Source organism: Paenibacillus sp. FSL R10-2771 (assembly GCF_038000205.1).
Taxonomy (GTDB): Bacteria; Bacillota; Bacilli; order Paenibacillales; family Paenibacillaceae; genus Paenibacillus_AQ; species Paenibacillus_AQ phytohabitans.
The window spans coordinates 2311502-2331946 of sequence record NZ_JBBOBM010000001.1 but is presented as its reverse complement, the minus strand read 5'-3'; the positions used below and the strand labels follow the sequence as shown (position 1 = coordinate 2331946).

Annotated in this window: 19 protein-coding genes; 4 read left to right on the top strand and 15 right to left on the bottom strand. The window is 52.9% G+C overall.

Annotated features, from left to right (window positions below):
• Positions 1–21: 21 nt before the first annotated feature.
• The 3 genes from NSU14_RS09885 to NSU14_RS09875 form a co-directional block, all read right to left on the bottom strand.
• A complete protein-coding gene (locus NSU14_RS09885; RefSeq protein ID WP_076243310.1) occupies positions 22–915 on the bottom strand; it encodes a carbohydrate ABC transporter permease in 894 nt (297 codons plus the stop codon).
• A 15-nt stretch (positions 916–930) separates the two neighbouring features.
• Positions 931–1890: an ABC transporter permease gene (locus NSU14_RS09880; RefSeq protein WP_042138501.1), complete on the bottom strand. Its 960-nt coding sequence runs from the start codon at positions 1888–1890 to the stop codon at positions 931–933.
• Between the two features lie 693 nt (positions 1891–2583).
• The gene (locus tag NSU14_RS09875; RefSeq protein WP_340944478.1) at positions 2584–2736 is read right to left on the bottom strand and encodes an SMP-30/gluconolactonase/LRE family protein; all 153 of its coding nucleotides are present in this window, start codon (positions 2734–2736) and stop codon (positions 2584–2586) included.
• Between the two features lie 160 nt (positions 2737–2896).
• Between NSU14_RS09875 and NSU14_RS09870 the strand changes: the two genes are divergently transcribed.
• Positions 2897–3532 carry a GyrI-like domain-containing protein gene (locus NSU14_RS09870; protein WP_340944477.1) on the top strand — a complete coding sequence of 212 codons (636 nt, stop codon included), beginning with the start codon at positions 2897–2899 and terminating at the stop codon, positions 3530–3532.
• Here the strand turns inward: NSU14_RS09870 and NSU14_RS09865 are convergent.
• The 12 genes from NSU14_RS09865 to NSU14_RS09810 all read right to left on the bottom strand — a co-directional run bounded on the left by NSU14_RS09865 (position 3529) and on the right by NSU14_RS09810 (position 17788).
• Positions 3529–4209: a hypothetical protein gene (locus NSU14_RS09865; protein WP_076243313.1), complete on the bottom strand. Its 681-nt coding sequence runs from the start codon at positions 4207–4209 to the stop codon at positions 3529–3531. The two genes, NSU14_RS09870 and NSU14_RS09865, sit on opposite strands and share 4 nt — an antisense overlap.
• On the bottom strand, positions 4199–4885 hold the full coding sequence (locus NSU14_RS09860) for a hypothetical protein (RefSeq protein ID WP_340944473.1): 687 nt from the start codon (positions 4883–4885) through the stop codon (positions 4199–4201). The genes NSU14_RS09865 and NSU14_RS09860 overlap by 11 nt, the downstream gene beginning before the upstream one ends.
• A 14-nt stretch (positions 4886–4899) precedes the next feature.
• Positions 4900–5529, bottom strand: coding sequence for a YhbD family protein (locus NSU14_RS09855; RefSeq protein WP_076243315.1), 630 nt, complete (start codon positions 5527–5529; stop codon positions 4900–4902).
• Positions 5530–6388: 859 nt separating this feature from the next.
• The gene (locus NSU14_RS09850) at positions 6389–8227 is read right to left on the bottom strand and encodes a fibronectin type III domain-containing protein (protein ID WP_340944468.1); all 1839 of its coding nucleotides are present in this window, start codon (positions 8225–8227) and stop codon (positions 6389–6391) included.
• Between the two features lie 306 nt (positions 8228–8533).
• Positions 8534–9865 carry a vWA domain-containing protein gene (locus NSU14_RS09845; protein WP_042138513.1) on the bottom strand — a complete coding sequence of 444 codons (1332 nt, stop codon included), beginning with the start codon at positions 9863–9865 and terminating at the stop codon, positions 8534–8536.
• Between the two features lie 197 nt (positions 9866–10062).
• Positions 10063–10677, bottom strand: coding sequence for a 50S ribosomal protein L25 (locus NSU14_RS09840; RefSeq protein WP_042138514.1), 615 nt, complete (start codon positions 10675–10677; stop codon positions 10063–10065).
• A gap of 293 nt (positions 10678–10970) precedes the next feature.
• The gene (locus NSU14_RS09835) at positions 10971–11936 is read right to left on the bottom strand and encodes an ABC transporter ATP-binding protein (protein WP_076243316.1); all 966 of its coding nucleotides are present in this window, start codon (positions 11934–11936) and stop codon (positions 10971–10973) included.
• The gene (locus NSU14_RS09830) at positions 11929–12912 is read right to left on the bottom strand and encodes an ABC transporter ATP-binding protein (RefSeq protein WP_042138517.1); all 984 of its coding nucleotides are present in this window, start codon (positions 12910–12912) and stop codon (positions 11929–11931) included. The genes NSU14_RS09835 and NSU14_RS09830 overlap by 8 nt, the downstream gene beginning before the upstream one ends.
• A 12-nt stretch (positions 12913–12924) precedes the next feature.
• Positions 12925–13848, bottom strand: coding sequence for an oligopeptide ABC transporter permease (gene opp4C / locus NSU14_RS09825; RefSeq protein WP_042138518.1), 924 nt, complete (start codon positions 13846–13848; stop codon positions 12925–12927).
• A gap of 15 nt (positions 13849–13863) precedes the next feature.
• Positions 13864–14817, bottom strand: coding sequence for an ABC transporter permease (locus NSU14_RS09820; protein WP_340944463.1), 954 nt, complete (start codon positions 14815–14817; stop codon positions 13864–13866).
• A gap of 58 nt (positions 14818–14875) precedes the next feature.
• On the bottom strand, positions 14876–16645 hold the full coding sequence (locus tag NSU14_RS09815) for an ABC transporter substrate-binding protein (RefSeq protein WP_042138521.1): 1770 nt from the start codon (positions 16643–16645) through the stop codon (positions 14876–14878).
• 240 nt (positions 16646–16885) lie between these two features.
• Positions 16886–17788 carry an ArsR/SmtB family transcription factor gene (locus NSU14_RS09810; protein WP_042138523.1) on the bottom strand — a complete coding sequence of 301 codons (903 nt, stop codon included), beginning with the start codon at positions 17786–17788 and terminating at the stop codon, positions 16886–16888.
• A gap of 211 nt (positions 17789–17999) precedes the next feature.
• On the opposite strand from NSU14_RS09810, the gene NSU14_RS09805 reads away from it, so the two are divergent.
• The 3 genes from NSU14_RS09805 to NSU14_RS09795 all read left to right on the top strand — a co-directional run bounded on the left by NSU14_RS09805 (position 18000) and on the right by NSU14_RS09795 (position 20430).
• The gene (locus NSU14_RS09805; protein ID WP_042138525.1) at positions 18000–18275 is read left to right on the top strand and encodes a GNAT family N-acetyltransferase; all 276 of its coding nucleotides are present in this window, start codon (positions 18000–18002) and stop codon (positions 18273–18275) included.
• 12 nt (positions 18276–18287) lie between these two features.
• On the top strand, positions 18288–19139 hold the full coding sequence (locus NSU14_RS09800) for a GNAT family N-acetyltransferase (protein ID WP_042138527.1): 852 nt from the start codon (positions 18288–18290) through the stop codon (positions 19137–19139).
• Positions 19140–19359: 220 nt separating this feature from the next.
• Positions 19360–20430 carry an SDR family oxidoreductase gene (locus NSU14_RS09795; protein WP_042138528.1) on the top strand — a complete coding sequence of 357 codons (1071 nt, stop codon included), beginning with the start codon at positions 19360–19362 and terminating at the stop codon, positions 20428–20430.
• The last annotated feature ends 15 nt before the right edge of the window (positions 20431–20445 follow it).

Sequence of the window (20445 nt, the reverse complement as noted above, 5' to 3'; positions counted from 1 at the left end):
CCCCCTGATATATTAGTTCGGTCAGCCTTTGACGGCCCCGATCATAATGCCTTTGACGAAGAAACGCTGAAAGAACGGATACACAATCAGAATCGGCATCACTACGATCATGGTGACCGTCATCCGTACCGACGTCGGAGTCTGCATATTCTGAATGCTGGCCGCCATATCCGGTGAATTGCGGATCAGCGCGGCGAGCGAGCTGGATTCGTTCAAATACCGCCAGAGCAGGAACTGCAGCGTGTAATATTTCGTGTCGGTCATCAGGAACGCTGTATCAATGAAGGAGTTCCACTGGTTGACCGCCGAGAAAATCGTAATCGTCGCCAGAATCGGCGTGGTCAGCGGCACAATGATGCTCCAGAATACCCGCAGATATCCAGCACCGTCCATCGCTGCCGATTCCTCCAGGGAAGGCGGGATCGCCTCCACGAAGGTTTTGACCAGAATAATGTTGAACGGGGTAATAATCGTCGGCAGAATATAGGCCAGATAATTGTTGGTCAGATGCAGATTGTGCATCGTGATGTACCAGGGGATCAGCCCCGCGCTGAAATACATCGTGACCACAATGCTGCGGTACCAGATCTGCCGGCCCCACATTTCCTTCTTGGTAAACAGATAGCCGAGAAAAGCCGATGCCCCAACCGTCAGGAACGTGCCGACTACTGTTCTGTAGACCGAGACCAGTGCCGCGTGGCTTAGCCCGCTGATCTTCAGCACCTTGAAGTAGTTGTCGAAATGAATCTGCCGCGGATAGAACTTGATATACCCTCCGGCGCTCAGATCATTGGAGCTGATCGTGTTAATGAACAGATAATAGAACGGATAAATACAGCTCAGGGTGAATAATCCGAAGAGCAGATAGATGATTCCCTGAAAGAGGGCATTGCCCGGTTTAAGCTTGTTCCGCATGTGGAATCACCGCCCTTAAATAATGGATTCGTCACGCACAATCTTCGAGAGGGTATTGGCCGCGAACAGCAGGATAACGCTGACCACCGACTTCAGCATGCTGACCGCCGTTGCGAACGGGAAGTTGTTGGCAAAAGCGATATTGTACACGTAGAGGTCCAGTACCTCAATCGTGTCCTTATTCATCGCATTCTGGAAGGCGAAATACTGCTCCATGCCGTTATTCACAAAGTTGCCGATCGAGAGCAGCAGCAGGACGAAGAAGGTAGGAATGATGCCGGGTACCGTGATATGCCAGATCTTGCGGAACCTGCTCGCTCCATCCACTTCCGCCGCCTCATACAGCTCCTGGTCAATTCCGGCAATGGCCGCAAGGTACAGGATCGCTCCCCAGCCCAGCGACTTCCACCAGTACCAGGCGATCATCGTAATCCAGACATGAGAGCTGGAGGCAAGAAAGTTGAAGCCTTCATCTGCGAAGCCGAACTGGACCAGCAGGTGATTCACCACGCCGCTGTCTACGGAGAACAGTGAGAAGGCCAGCGCATAGACAAGAATCCAGCTGATGAAATTCGGGATCGTGGTCAGCGTCTGCACCAGCTTGCGGTACCAGCCTGACCGGACCTCGGTCAGCAGAATGGCAAAGATTACGGGAAACACTGAGGTCACCAGCCCGAGTGAGCTCATCGCAACCGTATTCTTCAGCACCCGCAGCACCTCAGCTGTCTGAGTCGGATTAGCAACAATGGTCCTGAACCACTTCAGGCCGACAAAGGGCGTGTCCGACAGGGGAATGCCGGGAATGAAATCATAGAAGGCGTAAATCCATCCGCTTATCGGCAAATAGTAGAAAATAAAAGTTACCGCCAGAAACGGAAGCGCCATGAAAAAGAGCTTGTATTTGTTCTGCAGCTTCCTGCGGGGCGGCGGGGCCGGCTCCACACCATGCAGCAGTTCACCAGAGGGTACTCCCATATCGAAATCTCCTATATCCAGATTTTGTTTGCGCTTTCAGTCTAGCAGAAAGCAGCCTGCTATCAGGAGAGAGGAACGGCGCCCGGCACGTGACAGCGGTAGGAGGCTATAGGACCATTTTCACAGCGCAGCGGACCATTTTCACAAACCAGCAGCCAAAAAAGATGTTGTCCATCAGCAGCACTCCTGCCGATAGACAACACCTGACCTTACCTGAATTGAATAGAGATATTCATGGTATCCATATCCAACTAGCACAATATCAGAACTGGAGATGTGAGTTGAAGTTGATCCAATATCGCAGCATGTAATAGTTGTAAAATGTGCAATTAAAAACAGCGAAAAAGCTTGCTGGCATCCTTTAACTGTATTCTGTACAACTAAATCTCCCGAATGGGTGCTAATCGTTCAACATATGGCAGTTTAATTGCACGAAATACAACTAAACGGATAACCGGTTGTAAATCAGATGTTTTAGTTGTACAAAGTGCAGTTAAGTCTACCGGAGGAACTACCGTAATCAGGGTCACTTCAACCCCTCAGCAAGCGATTTACCTAAGTGTTCTCACAAGTTTAAACCTGATGTTATACTATCCGGCGAACCTGATCACCGGTCTGCGCCGCTTACCGAGCCATCCTGAAGCGAATAGTCCATCGCATCGACCGTGAAGGTCAGTGTATCTATGTAATACATTAGTCCGGTACTGCTGCCCCTACTCTTTGATCAAAGGAATGGATGTCTTCCGAACCCGCAGCGGGGTGATATACCCGCAATTCCCTGCTGTCAATATCCACCCAATACAGCTTGCCTTCTACCAGATCCCAATGCGGTACTTCACCAAGCACAGACTTGGCATCGGTAACTAATTCAATTTATCCGGTCAACGGAAACCCTCCCAGCCCTTGCCTCCGCAGCGCTATTTGTACTACCGGCTGCCTGCCAACATGACATACACCTGTCCAGTTCAGCATGGTATTCTTCATATAGCAGAATAATAATGATGAGGTGATCCGGTTGAAAGTTGAATGGAGAAAACAAGACAAGTCTCTTTACCTGCCCGCTGCCGAACCCGCGCTGATTCAAGTGCCCGCCTTTAATTATTTCATACTGCGGGGTGAAGGCAATCCGAATGCTGCGCCTTTCGCTGAAGCCGTCGGCGTACTGTACTCCCTCTCTTATGCCATTAAGATGCTGCCCAAAAAAGGGCCGGAACCGGATGGGTATTACGACTATACGGTCTTCCCGCTGGAAGGTGTGTGGGATCTCAGCGAAGCCGGCCGTAAGAAAACGGTTCTTGATAAAGACGAATTGGTGTACACCCTGATGATCCGTCAGCCGGATTTTGTAACCCCGGAGCTTGCCGCTGAAGTGCTGGAGAAGGTCAAACACAGCAAGCCGCATCCGCTGCTGCACAAAGCCGCCTTCGATAGCTTCGAAGACGGCCTCAGTGTACAAATGCTTCATACCGGACCTTATGATGATGAACCGCACAGCTTCGCAAGGATGGAACAATATTGTGCGGAACAGGGGCTGCAGCGGATTTCTCATCTTCACCGGGAAATCTATATTTCGGATGCCCGCCGGGTCCAGCCGGAGAAGCTGAGAACAGTGCTGAGGTTCAAGGTATCACGCCAGAATTAACGCAGTAATTTCACCGGATTCCGTACCGTTGCGCTCTTATGAATCTCTAGGGTATCACGGTATTCCACTGTATCGATCTCGCAGCCTGTGCCGATGATAACCCTTCCGCCCCGCACAGTCTGCGCCTGCGTACTCTGCAGCTCAATCTGGTCCCCTTCAATCAGCCGGGCCTGAAAGCTCATTTTCTTGCCTTGTCCGGGCCTCAGCAACGCTCCGGTCCGGCTGCGTTTGATAGAAATGCTGCTGCCGCCGACCGCATCCGCTCTGCAGGGGCCAAACAATCCCAATTCGAGCTTCCCCGCATTAAGCAGTCCGCTCACCTCAATGATTCCGGTAAGCTGCAGCTCCTCTGCCTCGCAATCTCCGGTAACCATAATCCCGCCGGTTAGTTTGATTTCTTCTATACGCAGCCCGCCGCCTGCCGTAAGCTGACCTTGTCCGCGCAGACTGGCTCCGTCGATCCGCCCCTTAACCTCACACTCTCCGGTAATCTTCATATGCTGCAGCCGCAGATTGCCGTCCACTTTGATCTCTCCGGTCTGGCTGAACTTCAGGCAATCCACATCCCCGGTAAATTTACATTCTCCGGTCACTTTGACATCCTTGAAATGCCCGCCAACAGAACTGGAGGTCCCCAATATCTTCAGATCATTGCGCGTTACGGAATCATGCACCATTCTTCTCCTCCTTCTCCACACGGGCTCCGGGATGTACTGTCAGTCCCGTTCTATATTCGACCCGGCCGATGCTGCAGCCTTCCCCGATAATGACGATGCCGCCCCGGACCACATCCGCCGTTGTATATTCAAGATCTATATAATCGCCTTCAATGAGCTTGGCCCGCAGCTCCAGTTTGAACTTGGGAATGATCCCTCCTAACAGCCTGCCCCATGCTGCAGAGCCGGTTTTGCGGATAATCAGGCTCTCCACCCCAATTTCGCCCGCCTCTGCCAAACCATGAAGCCCGAATTCTATCCGCCCTGCACTGAGCAGCCCACCTACAGTAAATACCCCTTCACCGATCAGCTCCTCAACCTCACAATTGCCCATTAGCTTCAACATGCCGTCCAGCTCACAGCGCTCTCCCCGCAGATTGCCGTCTCCGGTCAGCACACCGTTCAGCTTCATTACACCAGCCTGGAGGTTGCCCTTCAGTCTGAAGTTACCGTTAATCTCCATCTCTTCCGCAGTAAGATCACCGTTCATCTTCATTACGCCGTCACATTTATAGGTATGCGCGCTCAGCGCTCCGTTAATCTTGCTTACGCCGTTGATATTCACCTTGTTATATTTGCCTCCGGCGGCTGTATTGACCCCATCCATCTGCAAATCCGGCAGCTCATTCTTCTCCATTGCCAGTCCTCCCATTAGCTTAATCTTACTTTCAATTGTTCTGTCAGGTCGGCAAGACTAAGCCTGCTGACTACCCGGACTCCTTCATCGAAGGCCAGCTCTGCCCCGGACAGCGCCATTAGATAGAAACTGACCCCCATCTTCCGTACAAAAAACAGCTCCCAGTTCTTTCCCGCAAATCCCGGGGTATGCACTCCAAGTGTCAGATAGAGCCGGTCTGCTTCCTCCAGATTCAGCTCCCCCTTACTCAGCAGCAGATCTACAGTGAACAGATTCAGAATCTGCTCAAAGGTTAGCTGCATCCCTTCACTGTCCGGCCTGCCGAACCGCTCCAGGCTACTGTTCGAAACAATGTTACGTTCCCTTAGCTGTGCTACTGTTAATATGAGCTGGTGCTGAGACAACGGCTCTGACAGCTTTCCGGCAAGTTCATCGAGAGAAAGGTCATCTTTCTTCTGCAAAATATGCTGCACCCGTCCCAGTATTCGTTCCCGCGGGAAAAAAGTCTCTTGTCCGGTAAACGTGGACTTGCGGATGAACCATTCCTCAGGAATCAATTGTTTCCTCTTCCAGCGGTATAACTGGCCGTATGAGATGCCGGTTTCATCCAGCAGCTCCTTCTTGGAGATTAAATCCTCTTCCATACGATCACTCCTTGCAACCATCGTAACATAACACTGTTACGTTGTAAATAAACAAGCATCGCTTTCGCTTTATATACTTTCTTGAATTCATACTGAGGTTCACAGTGGAATTCAGCAGACAAGGACTGACACCCCACTCCTCCAGTTCCATAATTCTCCACCGCTTTTCCCTGTCAGTACAAGTTGCCGGTTAGCCGCTATGGGACTGGCGGATCAATTTCAATTTCTTACACTTGATTCGTTACCGGCTGACTTGGGACTTCTTAGAGTCAGGAAGCACTGTAGACGTAAATGTTGTACGTTTTGCAACTTTGATTCCTGGAAAGCCGGTTGATCGGGAGGATTGTTGTATGGAATACAACAATCCTCCCGATCAGTCGCTTGAATCAGGTGAAATCCTGTATTTTATACAACAATGTTGGATTTGGGCCGGCATATGGAGGGAAAAGTTGTATTATGTGCAGGATTTCAGGAAAAGTCAGCTAGAAACATCCGGCTAGGAGAAGCTGCCAGCTCCCTGCCCCGGAAAGCGGATAAACGGGGAAATTCCCGCGGCAAAAGCAGCCGCCCGGAAGCGCAATTATTTGCAAGCATTAAGGATTGATATCTTATGATAACCCTTAAATATAGCCCATATAGAGAAGACGCACATAAGATTTGAGCATGAAGCTTAGTCGTCACTGCGGTGAACTTTTGGACTTCCGGCCGCTGCCCGCCCCCGGATTTCTTGATGATTACCGCTGTTCGCGGTGGAAATCCGGTGACAAAGGCATCAAAAAACCAGGCAACCCATTGGCTGCCTGGCTATTCTTGCTCACTTCATGACAATAGCTCTATTCCGCACCGCCGCTAATGCTGCTTACTGCACATAAGTGTAATGCGGCGAATCATACTGCGGGCCGGATTTCTCGTAGGTGAACCAATATTCAATGCTGCTGCCTGTGCTGAGGCCGCTTACGGTCTGGCGCCAGGTTCCCGAGGCAAGCGTCATGCGGTAATTCAGCTGTGCGCCGCCGTTCACCTTATAGTGGACATCCACATACAGCGCGGACGTTACCGGTGTGATGAAGATGCTGGCCTCAGCAGCCGACACCTTCGTTACGCCTGCCGTATAATCCGCTGTCACGTGATTCCCGCTGCCGCCGGAAGCGTTCGTGGTTACGGTCACGGCATTACTAGCAGCGGAGAGGTTGCCTGCGGCATCGGCCGCTTTTACCGTGAAGGTGTATGCCGTTGAAGCCGTCAGTCCGCTGACGGTTGCTGTAGTTCCGGTAACAGAAGCCGCCTGGGTGCCGCCGCGGTACACGTAATATCCGGTGACTCCGGTGTTATCGGTGGATGGCGACCAGCTTAGGCTGACCGTAGTGTCCGTTTTACCTGTTGAGGCCAGATTCCCTGGTACCGTAGGTGCTGTAGTATCTCCAGGAGTGCTGCCCCCGGTCAGATACTGGCCGGTGAACGGGTTGAAACGGTGCAGCGAGAGGATCAGCCACCCGGTGCTTGATACACAGTTCTGCTGGGCCATCACCCAGTAGCTGTTGCTTGTACCCTTGAGGGAATAAGGGATTCCGCCGAGCGACGGGCCGCTGGTTCCCTGTTTTTTGATAATCTCCGTGTTGATGGCATTCGCCTTCGTTGTATTTCCCTGCATGTAGTAGGCAAGCGACATAAAAGCCGTTCCCTCCAGCCACACATCCGCCCCCGTATTGCCAATCTGATTGCCGTTGTCGTCATACGCCGGGAGCACTTCATCCGTCCAGTCAAAATCATACCCGGAAAGTGTATTTCCGGCATCGTTATAGGTCAGGGTCTGCTTATAGCGCGGATTAGCCAGTGTTCCCGGTGTACCGGCCGCGTTCTCCACATAGGTCAGGCTTGCCCCGTAGTTGCGCGTTCCGTTCAGCCCGAGGGCGAGCACTCCCCAGGGATTTACATCCAGCGGGATTTTGGGATCGATCAGATTCGTATCATTCTTCCAGCCGCCCTTGAAGCGCTTAGCCGCATCATCCCAGACCACATTGTCCAGGAAGCTCTTCACACCTGTTGCCGCTGCTGTATAGGATGCCGTTTTGCTGGAATCAACAGAAGCATAGTACTGCAGCACGCGGTACAGATCGATATTATGCTCCGTCGAGCTCCAGGGCTCATCCGAATTGCTCCATGCGCTCCAGCCACCGGCGATCCCGCCGTTTGCTTTGGAGTATGTCAGGCACCAGTCCAGCGCCTTGAGCGCCATCGGACGATAGCGGGTATCATTATACTGCTTCTCATAAGCCATAGCCGCCATGGCCATCCAGGATACAGGTCCGACATGCTTGCGGATTTCTTCGCCATAGCCATTGTTATACCAGTAGGAGTTCAGCCAATAGCCGGACGGGTCCTGGATGTCACGCATTTTGTTCAGCACCTTCTCGGCCCGGGTCCGTTCCCCTTTGACGATGAAAGCGATGGCTGCGACGGCCTGATCATACGTATAGACAATTTGCTTGGGATTGTTCGGACTCCAGAAATCCTCGAAGCTGTCAACCAATCCGTCAAAAGCATAGCCGGCCGTTGCATCCTGCTGCACCTGCAGCCAGGTCAGCGCCCGGTTTGAAGCATCACTTACCGCATCCGCGCGGGCAATACCGGCAGCGGGCAGCGAAGCGCCCAGAATCAGCACGGCGGTCATCAGGAAGAGAATCAGCTTTCTTTTCATCCATATTCCTCCTTGGTCGATCTATTACTAAAGCGTTTTCAAAGGGCGAATAAGCGGGTGATGCTATGCCATACCATGGTATTTATCCTCATTCTCAGCTTTGATAGCGCTTTCGTCAATCTAAAACTGGGACATTTTTACTAAATGAGGCGAAACACCCGTTCGCCCCTTTTTTCGACAAAGCGAAAGTCCTGAATAGGTTTCTGCGGAATTCGTTAATATGCATTTTTTGACAGCAAGGCATGCAAAAAAAGCTCCGGAATGTTGATTAACGCTCCGGAGCCTTACTCTTATTTCAGCTGAGCTCTATGAGCGCAGGACACCCTTCTCCCGGGCTTCACGCAGCCACTTGGGATACTCATTAAACAGGCGGTCATACAAATCCTCATCACTGACCTCATCCAGATCGTCCAGCGCAAAGAAATCGGCATTATCGACATAACGGCCCTGCAGATCATCGAGCTCACGCAGCACACCATAGTCCGCATTGCCGAGCCCGACAAACTGCCAGAAGATGTTATGCTTCGAGCTTTGGATCAGCAGCTTCGAGATCTTCGGTGTCTCATAAATTCCGCCGTCACTGAAGAACACAATGTAAGCAGGCAGAGCGCCCGGCTCTTCCTTCGTATACTTCTTGATAATATCAGCCATAACCACCGGCTCATTATTGCCGATGCCCAGCCCGCCGAACATCTTCGGCCCCGGGTATGTTCTCTTCACATAATCCTCGTACCCGTGCTCATCTACACTCGGCATCCGCTTGCTCTTAGTCGCGAAGAACCATACATCCAGCCTGCCGTCGTCATCCATGCTGGCTGCCACGGCCAGAATCCGTTCAAATGCCCGCTGAACAACGCCCCTCGAATACAAGCCGGACATGGAACCTGATGCATCGAACACAACGGCCACCCTGGCCTTCTCCTGCTCCAGATTCTTCTTGCGCAGCGAGATTCCGACCTTCTGCTTCAGCAGGTCAATCTTCGTTAAGTTCAGCGTGGGCCGGGAAGCCGTCTCCTCCGCCACACTTCCCTCGGTTCCGCTATATGTAGCAGCAGCTTCCGTGTGACCCTGCATCACTTCAGCCTCCGTCTTGCTGCTGTTCTCCGGCTCTTCATCCTCCACCTCGACTCCGTGCGCTTCAGCCAGCGGCTTCAGGCCGCCGTGAAATCCCCGGCCGACGGCTCTAAGCTTGAAGCCTTCGCCGTGACGGTATAACTCTGCCAGCACCAGCGAGGTCTCGGCATTACTCTGATTTATTTCATACACCAGCTCTGTGTTGGCCGCAGCCGCACTGATTCTGCAGCCCCTGACATCGGCAAAAGTCCCCGGGCCGTCCAGCGTGGCTGCGAAAACGCATTTGGCAACCGCAGATTGCCGCAGCGCATGCAGATCGATGGCAAACTCGCCGCTGTACTTGTCGATGGCATTGAACTCTACAATCCGCTTGGGATCGGCGGGCTGGTTGTAGAAGATGAAATAATCATCGGACGTAACCTTGCCGTTCTCCCCGACCATGAAACAGCTGATATCCAGCTCCGCCGGCGAACTGCTGCAGGAAATCTTCACCGTCGCCTGCGGCGAGGCTTCATCCAGCTTGGCATTAGAGCCGGTGACCAGCTTAACGATATTCAGATTCATGAATGCACTCTCCCTTACTTTCACAATGTATAATAGATGATTGCAGGATTCCGCTATTTAGCAAAAAGGAGCAGACAACTCCCTGATGAGGATATGTCTGCTCCCGGTTGATCAAGCTTATGATCCGCATATCAGCCGGTCTAAACGGGCTGTGGTGCGGCTTGTCCAATGAACTGGACTATAAAATACATAATAAGTTACTCTTCTGTCTTGCCTTCGTCAGCTGCTTCTGCCGCTGCTGGTTCAGCAGCATCTGTATCAGCAGGCTCTTCAAGAACAAGCGGAGGTGAGATCCGCACGATCAGCGTATCTTCAGGGGTAAGGATCTCCCAGCCATCATGCTTCGGCAGATCGGAGACCAGCAATTGATCACCGATGTCGAGTCCGCTGATATCCACCTCGAAGGAAGCGGTCAGCTTGTCCGGCAAGGTACGGATATCCAGCTCATAGAGCTCTACCTGCTGGACGCCGCCGCTCTTGACACCGACAGGATCGCCGGTGAAGTGGAATGCAACCTTGGTGTCGAGTTCTGCCTTCATATCAATCTGCTGCAAATCTACATGGAGCAAAGAACGTGACAGCGGCTGGCGCTGTACTTCCTGAATGACCGCATTTTTGGAGCCTGAACCGGGGAATTCCACTTTCAGGATCGCCCGCGGGTTTTTGCCGAGAATCTCATTGAGTGTTTTGGCTTCTGCTGTAAAGGACTGGGTATCTGAACCTGCACCGTAGACGACGACCGGTACAAGGCCTTTGCTGCGCTGGGAAGAGGTAGAGCCGGATCTTTCTGTCAAGCGTACTGTGGTATTCATGATATTCCTCCTAAAGGTTTTTTAGCGGTGCATACTTTCAGGGGCTGCTCCTAATGCTGAACAAAGCTGGCCCTGCAAGCATCCGCCAAGTGGTGTCAGCATAGCTGCAAGTGATGGTTCTTCGTACAAAACTGGCTTATTGCTCAGGTAATAAAAAACAAGACCAATTAGATGTCTTAAGTCTAATCAGTCTCTTATTAACCATATTTGCCTGCTGTGGAATCAGTATAGCACTGGGAAGTAGGCAAGTCAAAATAGGTTGATATTCAATTTAAATCCATATTTAATATTTATTATACTAAATGACAGGCTACAAAATGTCCTGCGCCAGCGTCCCGGAACAGCGGAATCTCCGCCTTGCAGACCTCTACGGCAAAAGGGCAGCGCGTATGAAATTTGCAGCCTGAAGGCGGATTCGCCGGGCTTGGAATATCGCCTTTCAGCACGATCCGCTCCCGCTTCAGCCGGGGGACCGGCACGGGTACGGCAGACAGCAGCGCCTTCGTATAGGGATGCAGCGGATGCTGGAACAGCTCGTCCCTGGAGGCGGTCTCCACCATCGATCCCAGATACATCACGCCGATCCTGGAGCATAGATGCTCCACTACGCTAAGATCATGGGAAATGAACAGATAGGCAAGGCCTTTGCTCTGCTGCAGCTTGCTGAACAGATTGATAATCTGCGCCTGAATAGACACATCGAGCGCCGACACCGGCTCATCCGCAATAATCAGCTCCGGGTTCAGGATCAGCGCCCGGGCAATGCCGATCCGCTGGCGCTGTCCGCCGGAGAATTCATGCGGGAAGCGGTCGATATGATAAGAAGATAAGCCGCAGGCCTTCATGGCCTCCAGCACCAGATCCCGCACCTCCCCCCTCGTGCATAATCCATGGTCCAGCAGCGCTTCGCCTATCGCATCGCCAACCCTCACTCTCGGATTAAGCGCACTGTAAGGGTCCTGGAAGATCAGCTGCATCTGCGGCCGGATCAGGCGCATGTCCGCAGCGGACAGGCTGTGGATGTCCACTCCCTTGAACTTTACCTCACCGTCCGTTTTATCCGTCAGCCGCAGCACTGTCCGTCCCACCGTGCTTTTGCCGCTGCCGGATTCGCCGACAAGGCCGAAGGTCTCGCCCGGCTGAAGCGTAATGCTGATGTCGTCCACAGCCTTCACATGCCCCACTGTGCGGCCCAGCAGCCCTTGTTTTACCGGGAAGTACTTCTTCAGAGATTTAACTTCCAGCAGCGCTTCAGACATACACTTCCGCCTCCTCATACAGCCAGCAGGCTACCTTCTGCCCGCTTCCGGTTTCCTGCAGCTGCGGCTGGCGGGTGCGGCAGACGTCCATGCAATGTCCGCACCGGTCATGGAAGTAGCATGAAGGCTCAAGCGCAAGCGGACTGGGCACCTGGCCGGGAATGGAATAGAGCTCCTCCAGGCGCTGGCCCATAACGGGCTTGGACTTCAGCAGTCCCCGCGTATACGGATGCTTGGGATTCCGGAACAGCTCTACCACACCGCCCTCCTCAACGATCTGGCCGGAGTACATGACAATGACATAATCGGCCATCTCGGCCACTACGCCAAGATCATGGGTAATCAGCAGGATTGACATGCCCGAGTGCTCCTTGAACCCGCGCAGCAGATCAAGGATTTGCGCCTGAATCGTCACATCCAGTGCGGTCGTCGGCTCGTCCGCAATCAGCAGCTTGGGCCCGCAGGAGATTGCGATTGCAATCATAATCCGCTGCAGCATGCCTCCGCTCAGCTCGTGGGGATAGCTGCCCATAATCTGTTCCGGACGGGATATCCCCACCTGGGTGATCAGTTCAATGGCCCGGGCCCGGGCTTGCTTCTTGTTCATTCTGAGATGAACCAGGAGCGGCTCCATAATCTGCTCGCCAATTCTCATGACCGGATTCAGTGACGACATCGGCTCCTGAAAAATCATAGCGATCTCATTGCCGCGGATGCTGCGCAGTGTATTTTTGTCCAGCCGGAGTAAATCTTCTCCCCGGAAATCAATGCTTCCCCCGGCAATCTTACCGCCCGGCTCTTCCACCAGCCCCATAATCGACATGGCGGTGACACTTTTGCCGCAGCCGGATTCACCGACAATGCAGACCGTCTCGCCTTCCCGGATACTGAAGCTTACCTCATCAACTGCGGTCACCTTCCCGTCCTCTGTGAAGAACACGGTGCTTAGACGGTCTATATTCATTAAAGGCTTCATCGTTATGGCCACCTACCTCTTCTGTTTAGGATCAAGCACGTCTCTGAGGCCGTCACCAAAGATATTAATCGCAATAACCGTGGCAAAAATCGATAACCCCGGCGGAATCCACAGCCATGGCCGGTCCTGGAAATCGAGGATATTATTCGCCGCATCAATCATGTTCCCCCAGGTCGGCGTAGGCGGCATAACCCCCAGCCCGAAGAAGCTGAGCACCGATTCGCTGAGAATCGCACCGCCAATATTCAGCGTAGCCATAACGATCAGCAGCGGAACAATATTCGGCAGCAGATGGCCAAACAGCTTCCTGCGGTCGCGCAGGCCCAGCACCACGGCGGCCTGCATGAATTCGCGTTCCCGCAGGCTGAGCATCTGTCCCCGTACCATCCGCGCCAGCCCCGGCCAGTTCACCATGCTCAGCATGAGCATGACAATGTACATCCGGTAATCCGTTGGAATCTTCCATTCCGAGAGCAGCGCACCGAAGATGAACAGCAGCGGAAGGCCGGGAATGGTCATCAGCAGATCGGCGATCCGCATAATGATCTGGTCCAGCAGACCGCCGTAATATCCGGCAACCGCACCGAGCAGCGCTCCCAGGAACACAGACAGCACCATGGAAGCCAGACCCACCGTAAGAGAGATACGCCCGGCTTGCATGACCCGGGTTAAGATATCCCGTCCCAGCGCGTCTGTCCCCAGCCAATGCTGTAAATTCGGGGCCTTGTTCATCATCGCCATATTGATTTTGTTATCCGTATACGGCGAGAAGAACGGTCCGATGAAACATAACACAAACATAAATAAGACCACCGCGAAGCCCGCCACCGCCAGCTTGTTGTGCAGAAGCCTCAGCAGGGATTGCCGGAACAGGGAAGATTTCCTCAGGTTAGCCTGTGGTCCCGTTATTTCGCTTACTCTGCTGTCAGCTGCCATAAGATCCTCCCCCTCCTATAACCGGACACGCGGATCAGCCACCCTGTACAGAATATCCGAGAGCAGTGTTCCGATTACGGTCAGAATAGCCAGAAACATCGTGAAGCCCATCAGCAGCGGGTAATCCCTCAGTCCGAAGGACTTCATATACAATTGGCCGATGCCCGGCCAGTTAAAGATTTGCTCAATAATAATGGAACCCCCGAACAGCGCGGGCAGCTCGAAGCCGACCAGGGTGATCGCAGGCAGCAGCGCATTGCGCAGTGCATGGGTGAACAGCACCTTCCGCTCCTTCAGCCCTTTGGCTCTGGCCGTACGGATATAGTCCTGCTTGAGCACATCGATCATATTGCTGCGGAAATAACGGGTTAATGAACCCAGACCCAGCAGCGTCATGACGATGACCGGCAGGGTCATATGATGCACCACTTCTTTGAAGTAGGCGAACCCGGTGGCATTGCTGCCTGTAGTCATCATTCCCCCCGGCGGCAGCCATTTCAGGTCAACGGCCAGAATCTTGATCAGGAACAGGCCGATGAAGAACGACGGGAGCGACATCGCCGCGAAGATCGCAATCATTACCAGCGTGTCGAACCAGGAGTATTGCTTATAGGCAGAAATGACACCGATGATCACAGCAATCAGCCAGGTGAGGAACGTAGAGACAGCGGACAGCAAAAAAGAATTCCAGATATAATCACCGAACAGCTGAAGCACCGGCTTCTGCTGGGCAAGTGAATATCCGAAATCCCCGTGAAAAGCATTGTTCATCCAAGTCCCGTAACGTTCCAGCACCGGCTTGTTCAGGCCGTAAATCTCCCGCAGCTCCGCTTTGCGCTCTGCAGTCAGCTTAATATTTCCGGTAATGAAATCACCCGGGGTAAGTGCATACAGGCAGAAGATCAGCAGCGATGCGGCAAACAGGATGATCAGCATATACAGCATTCTTTTGGTCAGATAAGTGCTCATGATCGGCTCCTTAGGATTCATCCCCTGCCCATGACGCAGGCAGGGGATGAACAATTCTTTATTTCAGAGTCCAGTTTGGCAGGCTGCCGGCAAGACCGATGAACGGACTGACCGATAGATTCTGGATGCGGCCGTTATAGGCATATACTGTTTTCTTGTAATTGGTGAAAATAATCGGCAGTTCATCGTTGAACAGCTGATACAGCTCTTTATAGACTGCTTTGCGCTGTTCAATATCTGTAGTTGCCAGCGCTTTGTTGTACAGCTCCACGAATTTCGGATTCTCATAATCGGTGATTTCGCCGTCGAAGAACTGCATGAAGCCGTCCGCCGGATCCGTCAGCATGCTGGTGGAGTACGATACGAGATCATAATCCCCGCTTTCCGTCTTGGAGACCAGCGAGTTGAAGTCAGCGAAGATCTCCGGCTGGAAGTCGATGCCGAGCGCAGCGAAGTTCTCTTTGGCCACCGCGATGAAAATATCCGAGTTCTTGCTCTTGCTCGCCAGATAATGAATGCTCAGCGGCTTCCCGTCCTTCTCGCGGATACCGCCTGCCCCTACGGTCCAGCCTGCCTCATCCAGCAGCTTATTTGCTTGGTCCGGATCATATTTATAAGGATTGATCCCTTCTTCTGTATAGGACCAGGAGATCGGCGAAGCCGGAATGTTGGCCACAGCACCCGCGCCTTCAGCAGCATCTACATAGATGCTCTGCCGGTCCAGTCCATAGGCAATCGCCTGTCTGACCCGCTTATCCTTCAGCTGCTCATGCTTCAGGTTGACCTGCATGTAGCCGTAAGTGCTCGGGGTATAAGGAAGAATGTTTACATAACCCAGTTCCTTCAGCTTCCCGATATTTTCTTCCGTAGCCGGGAAGGACGCGTAGTCCACCTCACCCGTCTCAAGGAACTGCCAGGCATCGCCGGTCGTTGTTTTGTAGATAAAATGCTCTGTCTTTGGCTTGCCTTTGAAGTAGTTCTCATTGGCTACAAGACGGACCTCTTGTCCGGGAATGAATTTCTCCAGCTTATAAGGGCCGTCGCCCAGCGGCTTCTCATGCAGCTTCTTGATGTACTCCAGCTGGCCGAACTTATAGTCCTTGCCATAATAAGCCTTCGACAGCACATTGGAGCCGAGAGTCACCAGCGCCGTAGCATTAGGCTGTTCCAGCGTAACCGATATTGTCTGCGGATCAATGACTTTAATGCCTTCTATAGTCTGGGCAGTTCCCGCTTTGTAAGCTTCGCCGCCCTTCACCTTCAGCGATGGAAGTGATGAGCCTCCGTCATAGGCTTTGTCGTACTGGATCGTCCAGGTGAACGCCACATCATCCGCAGTGAGCGGTGAGCCGTCGCTGAACTTCAGGTCTTTGTGCAGGTGGAACGTATATGTAAGCTGATCCGCCGCCACCTCCCAGCTCCCGGCAAGCTCCGGGGTTGGCACACCCTTGTCATCTACCGTCACGAGAGACGCATAGAGCAGTGAGGATACATTGCCGTCATAGCCGCTCTCCTGGAAATAAGGGGTGAACGCACCGCTCGGATCGGTAAGACCGACGATGATTGTATCGGTGCGCTTCTGGGCGACTGCGGGCAGCTTCGTAAGATCGGTTGCTGTAAAAGGCTCGCTGAGCGCACCGGCAGGTACAACCGCCGGGGATACCGCTGCTTCCGTACCGCCAGCCGCTGCACCCGGATCAGCTGTTGCTGCCGTGTTTGCCGGGGTGCCCGTGGATGCTGCATCCGTGTTGCCGTTCTCCGAGCAGGAGGACAGCAGCAGTGAACCGGCGATTAACAATGAGGATAATACAAGCGTACTTTTTCTCATGACATCATCTCTTTTCTCTCCATTTTATAAATACTAACAATTCCTACCCACTAAGTATGATTAAAGACCGATAGTTCACATTATAGAAAGTAAAAGTTGTTCTGTAAAGAGAGAACTTGAAATTAATTCTTCCCAAACAGAATAAAATTGGATGATCGCAGCAAAAAAGCCAAAATCTTCTCCATAACAGAAGTAGACTTTGGCTTTGGCGAGGCACAGGAATATTAGGCAACGCTATATTTACTTCAAATAAGCAAACAGCTGTTCATTCATCTGCTGAATCCCCTCAAGCCGCAGACTGTAAGAGGTGACGTTCTCTCCTTCGATATAAGCATTGAGCAGACCGGCGCTCCTGAGACTGGAGATATGATCATGGACAATGCCCTTGGACAGGCCGGCCTGTCTGGCAATTTCCGTGAACGATTTGCGTTCTCCGCCCAGTGACTTCAGGATCTTCAGCCGGCTCTTCTCGCCCAGACTGCGGAGCGTCCGGTGCATGGACGGCGGGATTTCCTCTTCGGCAATTTGAATTTTCCCGGCATAGTGACATATCGTCAGCGGACCAAAATTATAGATAATATTGATCGGCTGGAAGTGAAACTGCGGGATCAGCACAAGCCTGCGCAGACCGTCACCCGGCATGAAATAGAATCCGTTTGTAGTCTTATTCACAAAATCGGCTACCGGGCTGCCGGCCAGCGCCTGTCTCCGTTCCTCCGCATGCTGCTGCAGCTTCTTAATGATATCCGGACTACAGCTGCTGAAGTATTGCCGGTTCCACTCCGACAGCAGGAAGACCATGCGGCTGCGGTACTGCTCCATTTGTACCGGGAATACACTGACATAACCTGCGAGAGCCTCGTACATCTCTCCTACGGACAGGCCTTCCAGCCACTCCAGCACACGCTCCACGCTGTCTTTGTCCGGACACAGATAGATCAGCAGATTAAGCAGCTTCCAGTCATTGTCGAGATCTGTCTCTTCCAGTGCTTCCAGCAGTTCGGGGCTTAAGCCGCGTGATACTTCTGCCGCCCAGGGTGTACCCAGATCTATCTTTTTACTTCCCTTCTTGCATATAAACGTATGTATGCTGCTGATTAATTCATATACCGGCTGAAAATGAACCTCAACCTCGTAATCCATGGCTATTCCTCCTGATGCAACTTCTATTCGTTACAGCGTTAGTGCCTTAATCTTAGGGCATCGGGAAGCCAATGTGCAAGTCATTCCGCTTTTACTGACCTTGTATGGAATACGTATGTTATATTGCTGGCATTCCTGCCATGCCTTTTCTCGCTTTTTGCCGGGCAGGGTAGTAAAATATAGGCAATACACCGGAATGGAGTGAAGAAACATGGAACAGATTGCTAAGGGAGAAGGACGTTTCTATATAGCTGGTGACGGTAAGGACCTTGCCGAGATTACATACAGAACGGAAGAGACTACAGGTAACCTCGTGATTGATCATACCTATGTCTCCGAAGAGCTGCGCGGTCAGGGTGCCGGGGAGAAGCTTGTGCGGGCGGTCGTTGACCTGGCCCGGGAAGAGAAAGTTAAAATTGTGCCTGAGTGCCCGTATGCGGCCCATCAATTCGAGAAGCACACGGAGTACCGGGATCTGCTGACATAGGGGGAAGATAGATTGACTACGGCTGATACACTGAAAGAAATAGAAGAACTGCAGCAGCGCTGCGAGCAATACGAAGGCATCACACTCAAGCTGAATTGGGACATGCTGCGGCTGCCGGCCGGAACAGGCGGAGTGGAATGGCTGGTGACCTATGAAGAGGAGCTGCTGGTCGGCTTCATCGGGTTATACAATATCGGCGGAGACATGGAAGTCTGCGGCATGGTACGGCCGGGATACCGCCGCCGGGGCATCTTCAGCTCGCTCTGGCAACGGGCGCAGACCCTCATCTCACGAAGTAAGATTAAGACGCTGCTGTTGAATACGCCCGCGGCCTCAGCCTCAGGTACTGCTTATCTGAAGACACTGCCGCTGGAATTCAGCCACGCGGAATTTCAGATGAAATGGGATGGCGCAGCCAAGAATCATGGGGCCTCTGAAGCAAGTTCAGCCGCCGGTAACGTTATGCTCCGGCCTGCACGTGCCGACGAGACTCCGGTGCTAATCGCCTTCGATTGCGACGGATTCAACATGACGGAGGAAGACGCCGCCGAAACGTACACGCAGCTTGAGCTCGAAGGCTCCCAGGAGCATATCATCATCGAGATGAACGGCCAGCCTGCCGGCAAAATGCGGCTGTGGTCCGAAGACAACGAAACCTGGATCTATGGCCTTACCGTAGACAAGAATCTGCGCGGCCTCGGCATCGGCCGGAGTGCCCTGATGCAGACTATTGAACGGGAACAGCGGAATTACAACGGTGTGAACCTTGAGGTTGCCCTGGATAATCCGAATGCGCTGAAGCTCTACGAGAGCTGCGGGTTCGTTATTCTGAACCAGCAGGATTACTACCGTGCTGCACTCTGAACCTTGAAGCATCATTGTTAGCCGGCTGAATAACTGTTCCGAATTACAGTAATCTGACTGTCAAGCATCCTTTCCTCCGGGCCGACCTGCCCTCAGGAAAGGATGCTTTTTGTTGTCCTTATGTTACCTCAAGGTACCTATATGACCTCAAAGTGCGTACTGTTCAGCACTCCTGAGGCAATACATAATGATGGCATACTATGGCGAAGGAGAGCTGCACATGAACCCTATGGATTCAGACTTACGTAAAACAGCACTTGTAATCGGCGCGAACGGCGTCATTGGGCGCAACCTGCTCGATCATCTGGCTGCGCTTCCCGATTGGGATATCATCGGCGTGTCACGCCGCGGAGGGCTGGACACCAGCCGTGTGCGTTATATAGCTGCGGATTTACTTGACCCGTCGGAGAGCCGGCGGAAGCTTGGCGGTTTGGCGGAGGTGACGCATATTTTCTATGCCGCCTATCAGGACCGGCCTACCTGGGCAGAGCTGGTCGCTCCTAATCTGGCTATGCTTGTTCACGCGGTTGAAGCTGTTGAACCTGCGGCGCAACGGCTCCGGCACATCAGCCTCATGCAGGGATATAAGGTATATGGCGCGCATCTCGGCCCGTTCAAAACACCGGCACGCGAAACTGATGCCAATCATATGCCGCCGGAATTCAATATTGCGCAGCAGGATTATCTGGAAGAGAAGCAGTCTGGCAAAAGCTGGACCTGGTCGGCGCTGCGGCCTTCCGTCGTCTGCGGATATGCTCTCGGCAATCCCATGAACCTGGCGATGGTAATCGCTATTTATGCCTCCATGTCGAAGGAGCTGGGAATTCCGCTGCGCTTCCCCGGCAAGCCGGGCGCCTATCACAGCCTGCTTGAGATGACAGATGCCGGTCTGCTGGCCAGAGCAACGGTGTGGGCAGCAACGGAACCGCGCTGTGCCAATCAGGCCTTCAATATCACCAACGGTGATCTGTTCCGCTGGAACGAGCTGTGGCCTAAGATTGCCTCCAGCTTCGGGCTGGACACGGCCCCCCCGCTCCAGATGTCCCTGTCTGATGCCATGCAGGACAAAGAGCCGCTCTGGAACCGGATGGTCGGGAAATACGGGCTGGAGCCGAACAGCTATGCTAGTGTCTCCTCGTGGGCATTCGGTGATTTCGTATTCTCCTGGGACTATGATTTCTTTGCCGACAGCACCAAATCCCGCCGCGCAGGGTTCCTTGAGTTTATGGATACGGAAGCCATGTTTATGGACATCTTCGCGGATCTCCGCAGCCGCCGGATCATTCCCTGATCCGCGCAGAACAGC

Coding starts and splice junctions, on each gene's coding strand:
- NSU14_RS09795 (WP_042138528.1), top strand. CDS start 19,360: ATGAACCCTATGGATTCAGACTTACGTAAAACAGCACTTGTAATCGGC.
- NSU14_RS09885 (WP_076243310.1), bottom strand. CDS start 915: ATGCGGAACAAGCTTAAACCGGGCAATGCCCTCTTTCAGGGAATCATC.
- NSU14_RS09850 (WP_340944468.1), bottom strand. CDS start 8,227: ATGAAAAGAAAGCTGATTCTCTTCCTGATGACCGCCGTGCTGATTCTG.
- NSU14_RS09840 (WP_042138514.1), bottom strand. CDS start 10,677: ATGAATACCACAGTACGCTTGACAGAAAGATCCGGCTCTACCTCTTCC.
- NSU14_RS09865 (WP_076243313.1), bottom strand. CDS start 4,209: ATGGTGCATGATTCCGTAACGCGCAATGATCTGAAGATATTGGGGACC.
- NSU14_RS09880 (WP_042138501.1), bottom strand. CDS start 1,890: ATGGGAGTACCCTCTGGTGAACTGCTGCATGGTGTGGAGCCGGCCCCG.
- NSU14_RS09815 (WP_042138521.1), bottom strand. CDS start 16,645: ATGAGAAAAAGTACGCTTGTATTATCCTCATTGTTAATCGCCGGTTCA.
- NSU14_RS09835 (WP_076243316.1), bottom strand. CDS start 11,936: ATGTCTGAAGCGCTGCTGGAAGTTAAATCTCTGAAGAAGTACTTCCCG.
- NSU14_RS09855 (WP_076243315.1), bottom strand. CDS start 5,529: ATGGAAGAGGATTTAATCTCCAAGAAGGAGCTGCTGGATGAAACCGGC.
- NSU14_RS09820 (WP_340944463.1), bottom strand. CDS start 14,817: ATGAGCACTTATCTGACCAAAAGAATGCTGTATATGCTGATCATCCTG.
- NSU14_RS09810 (WP_042138523.1), bottom strand. CDS start 17,788: ATGGATTACGAGGTTGAGGTTCATTTTCAGCCGGTATATGAATTAATC.
- NSU14_RS09805 (WP_042138525.1), top strand. CDS start 18,000: ATGGAACAGATTGCTAAGGGAGAAGGACGTTTCTATATAGCTGGTGAC.
- NSU14_RS09845 (WP_042138513.1), bottom strand. CDS start 9,865: ATGAATCTGAATATCGTTAAGCTGGTCACCGGCTCTAATGCCAAGCTG.
- opp4C (WP_042138518.1), bottom strand. CDS start 13,848: ATGGCAGCTGACAGCAGAGTAAGCGAAATAACGGGACCACAGGCTAAC.
- NSU14_RS09830 (WP_042138517.1), bottom strand. CDS start 12,912: ATGAAGCCTTTAATGAATATAGACCGTCTAAGCACCGTGTTCTTCACA.
- NSU14_RS09860 (WP_340944473.1), bottom strand. CDS start 4,885: ATGGAGAAGAATGAGCTGCCGGATTTGCAGATGGATGGGGTCAATACA.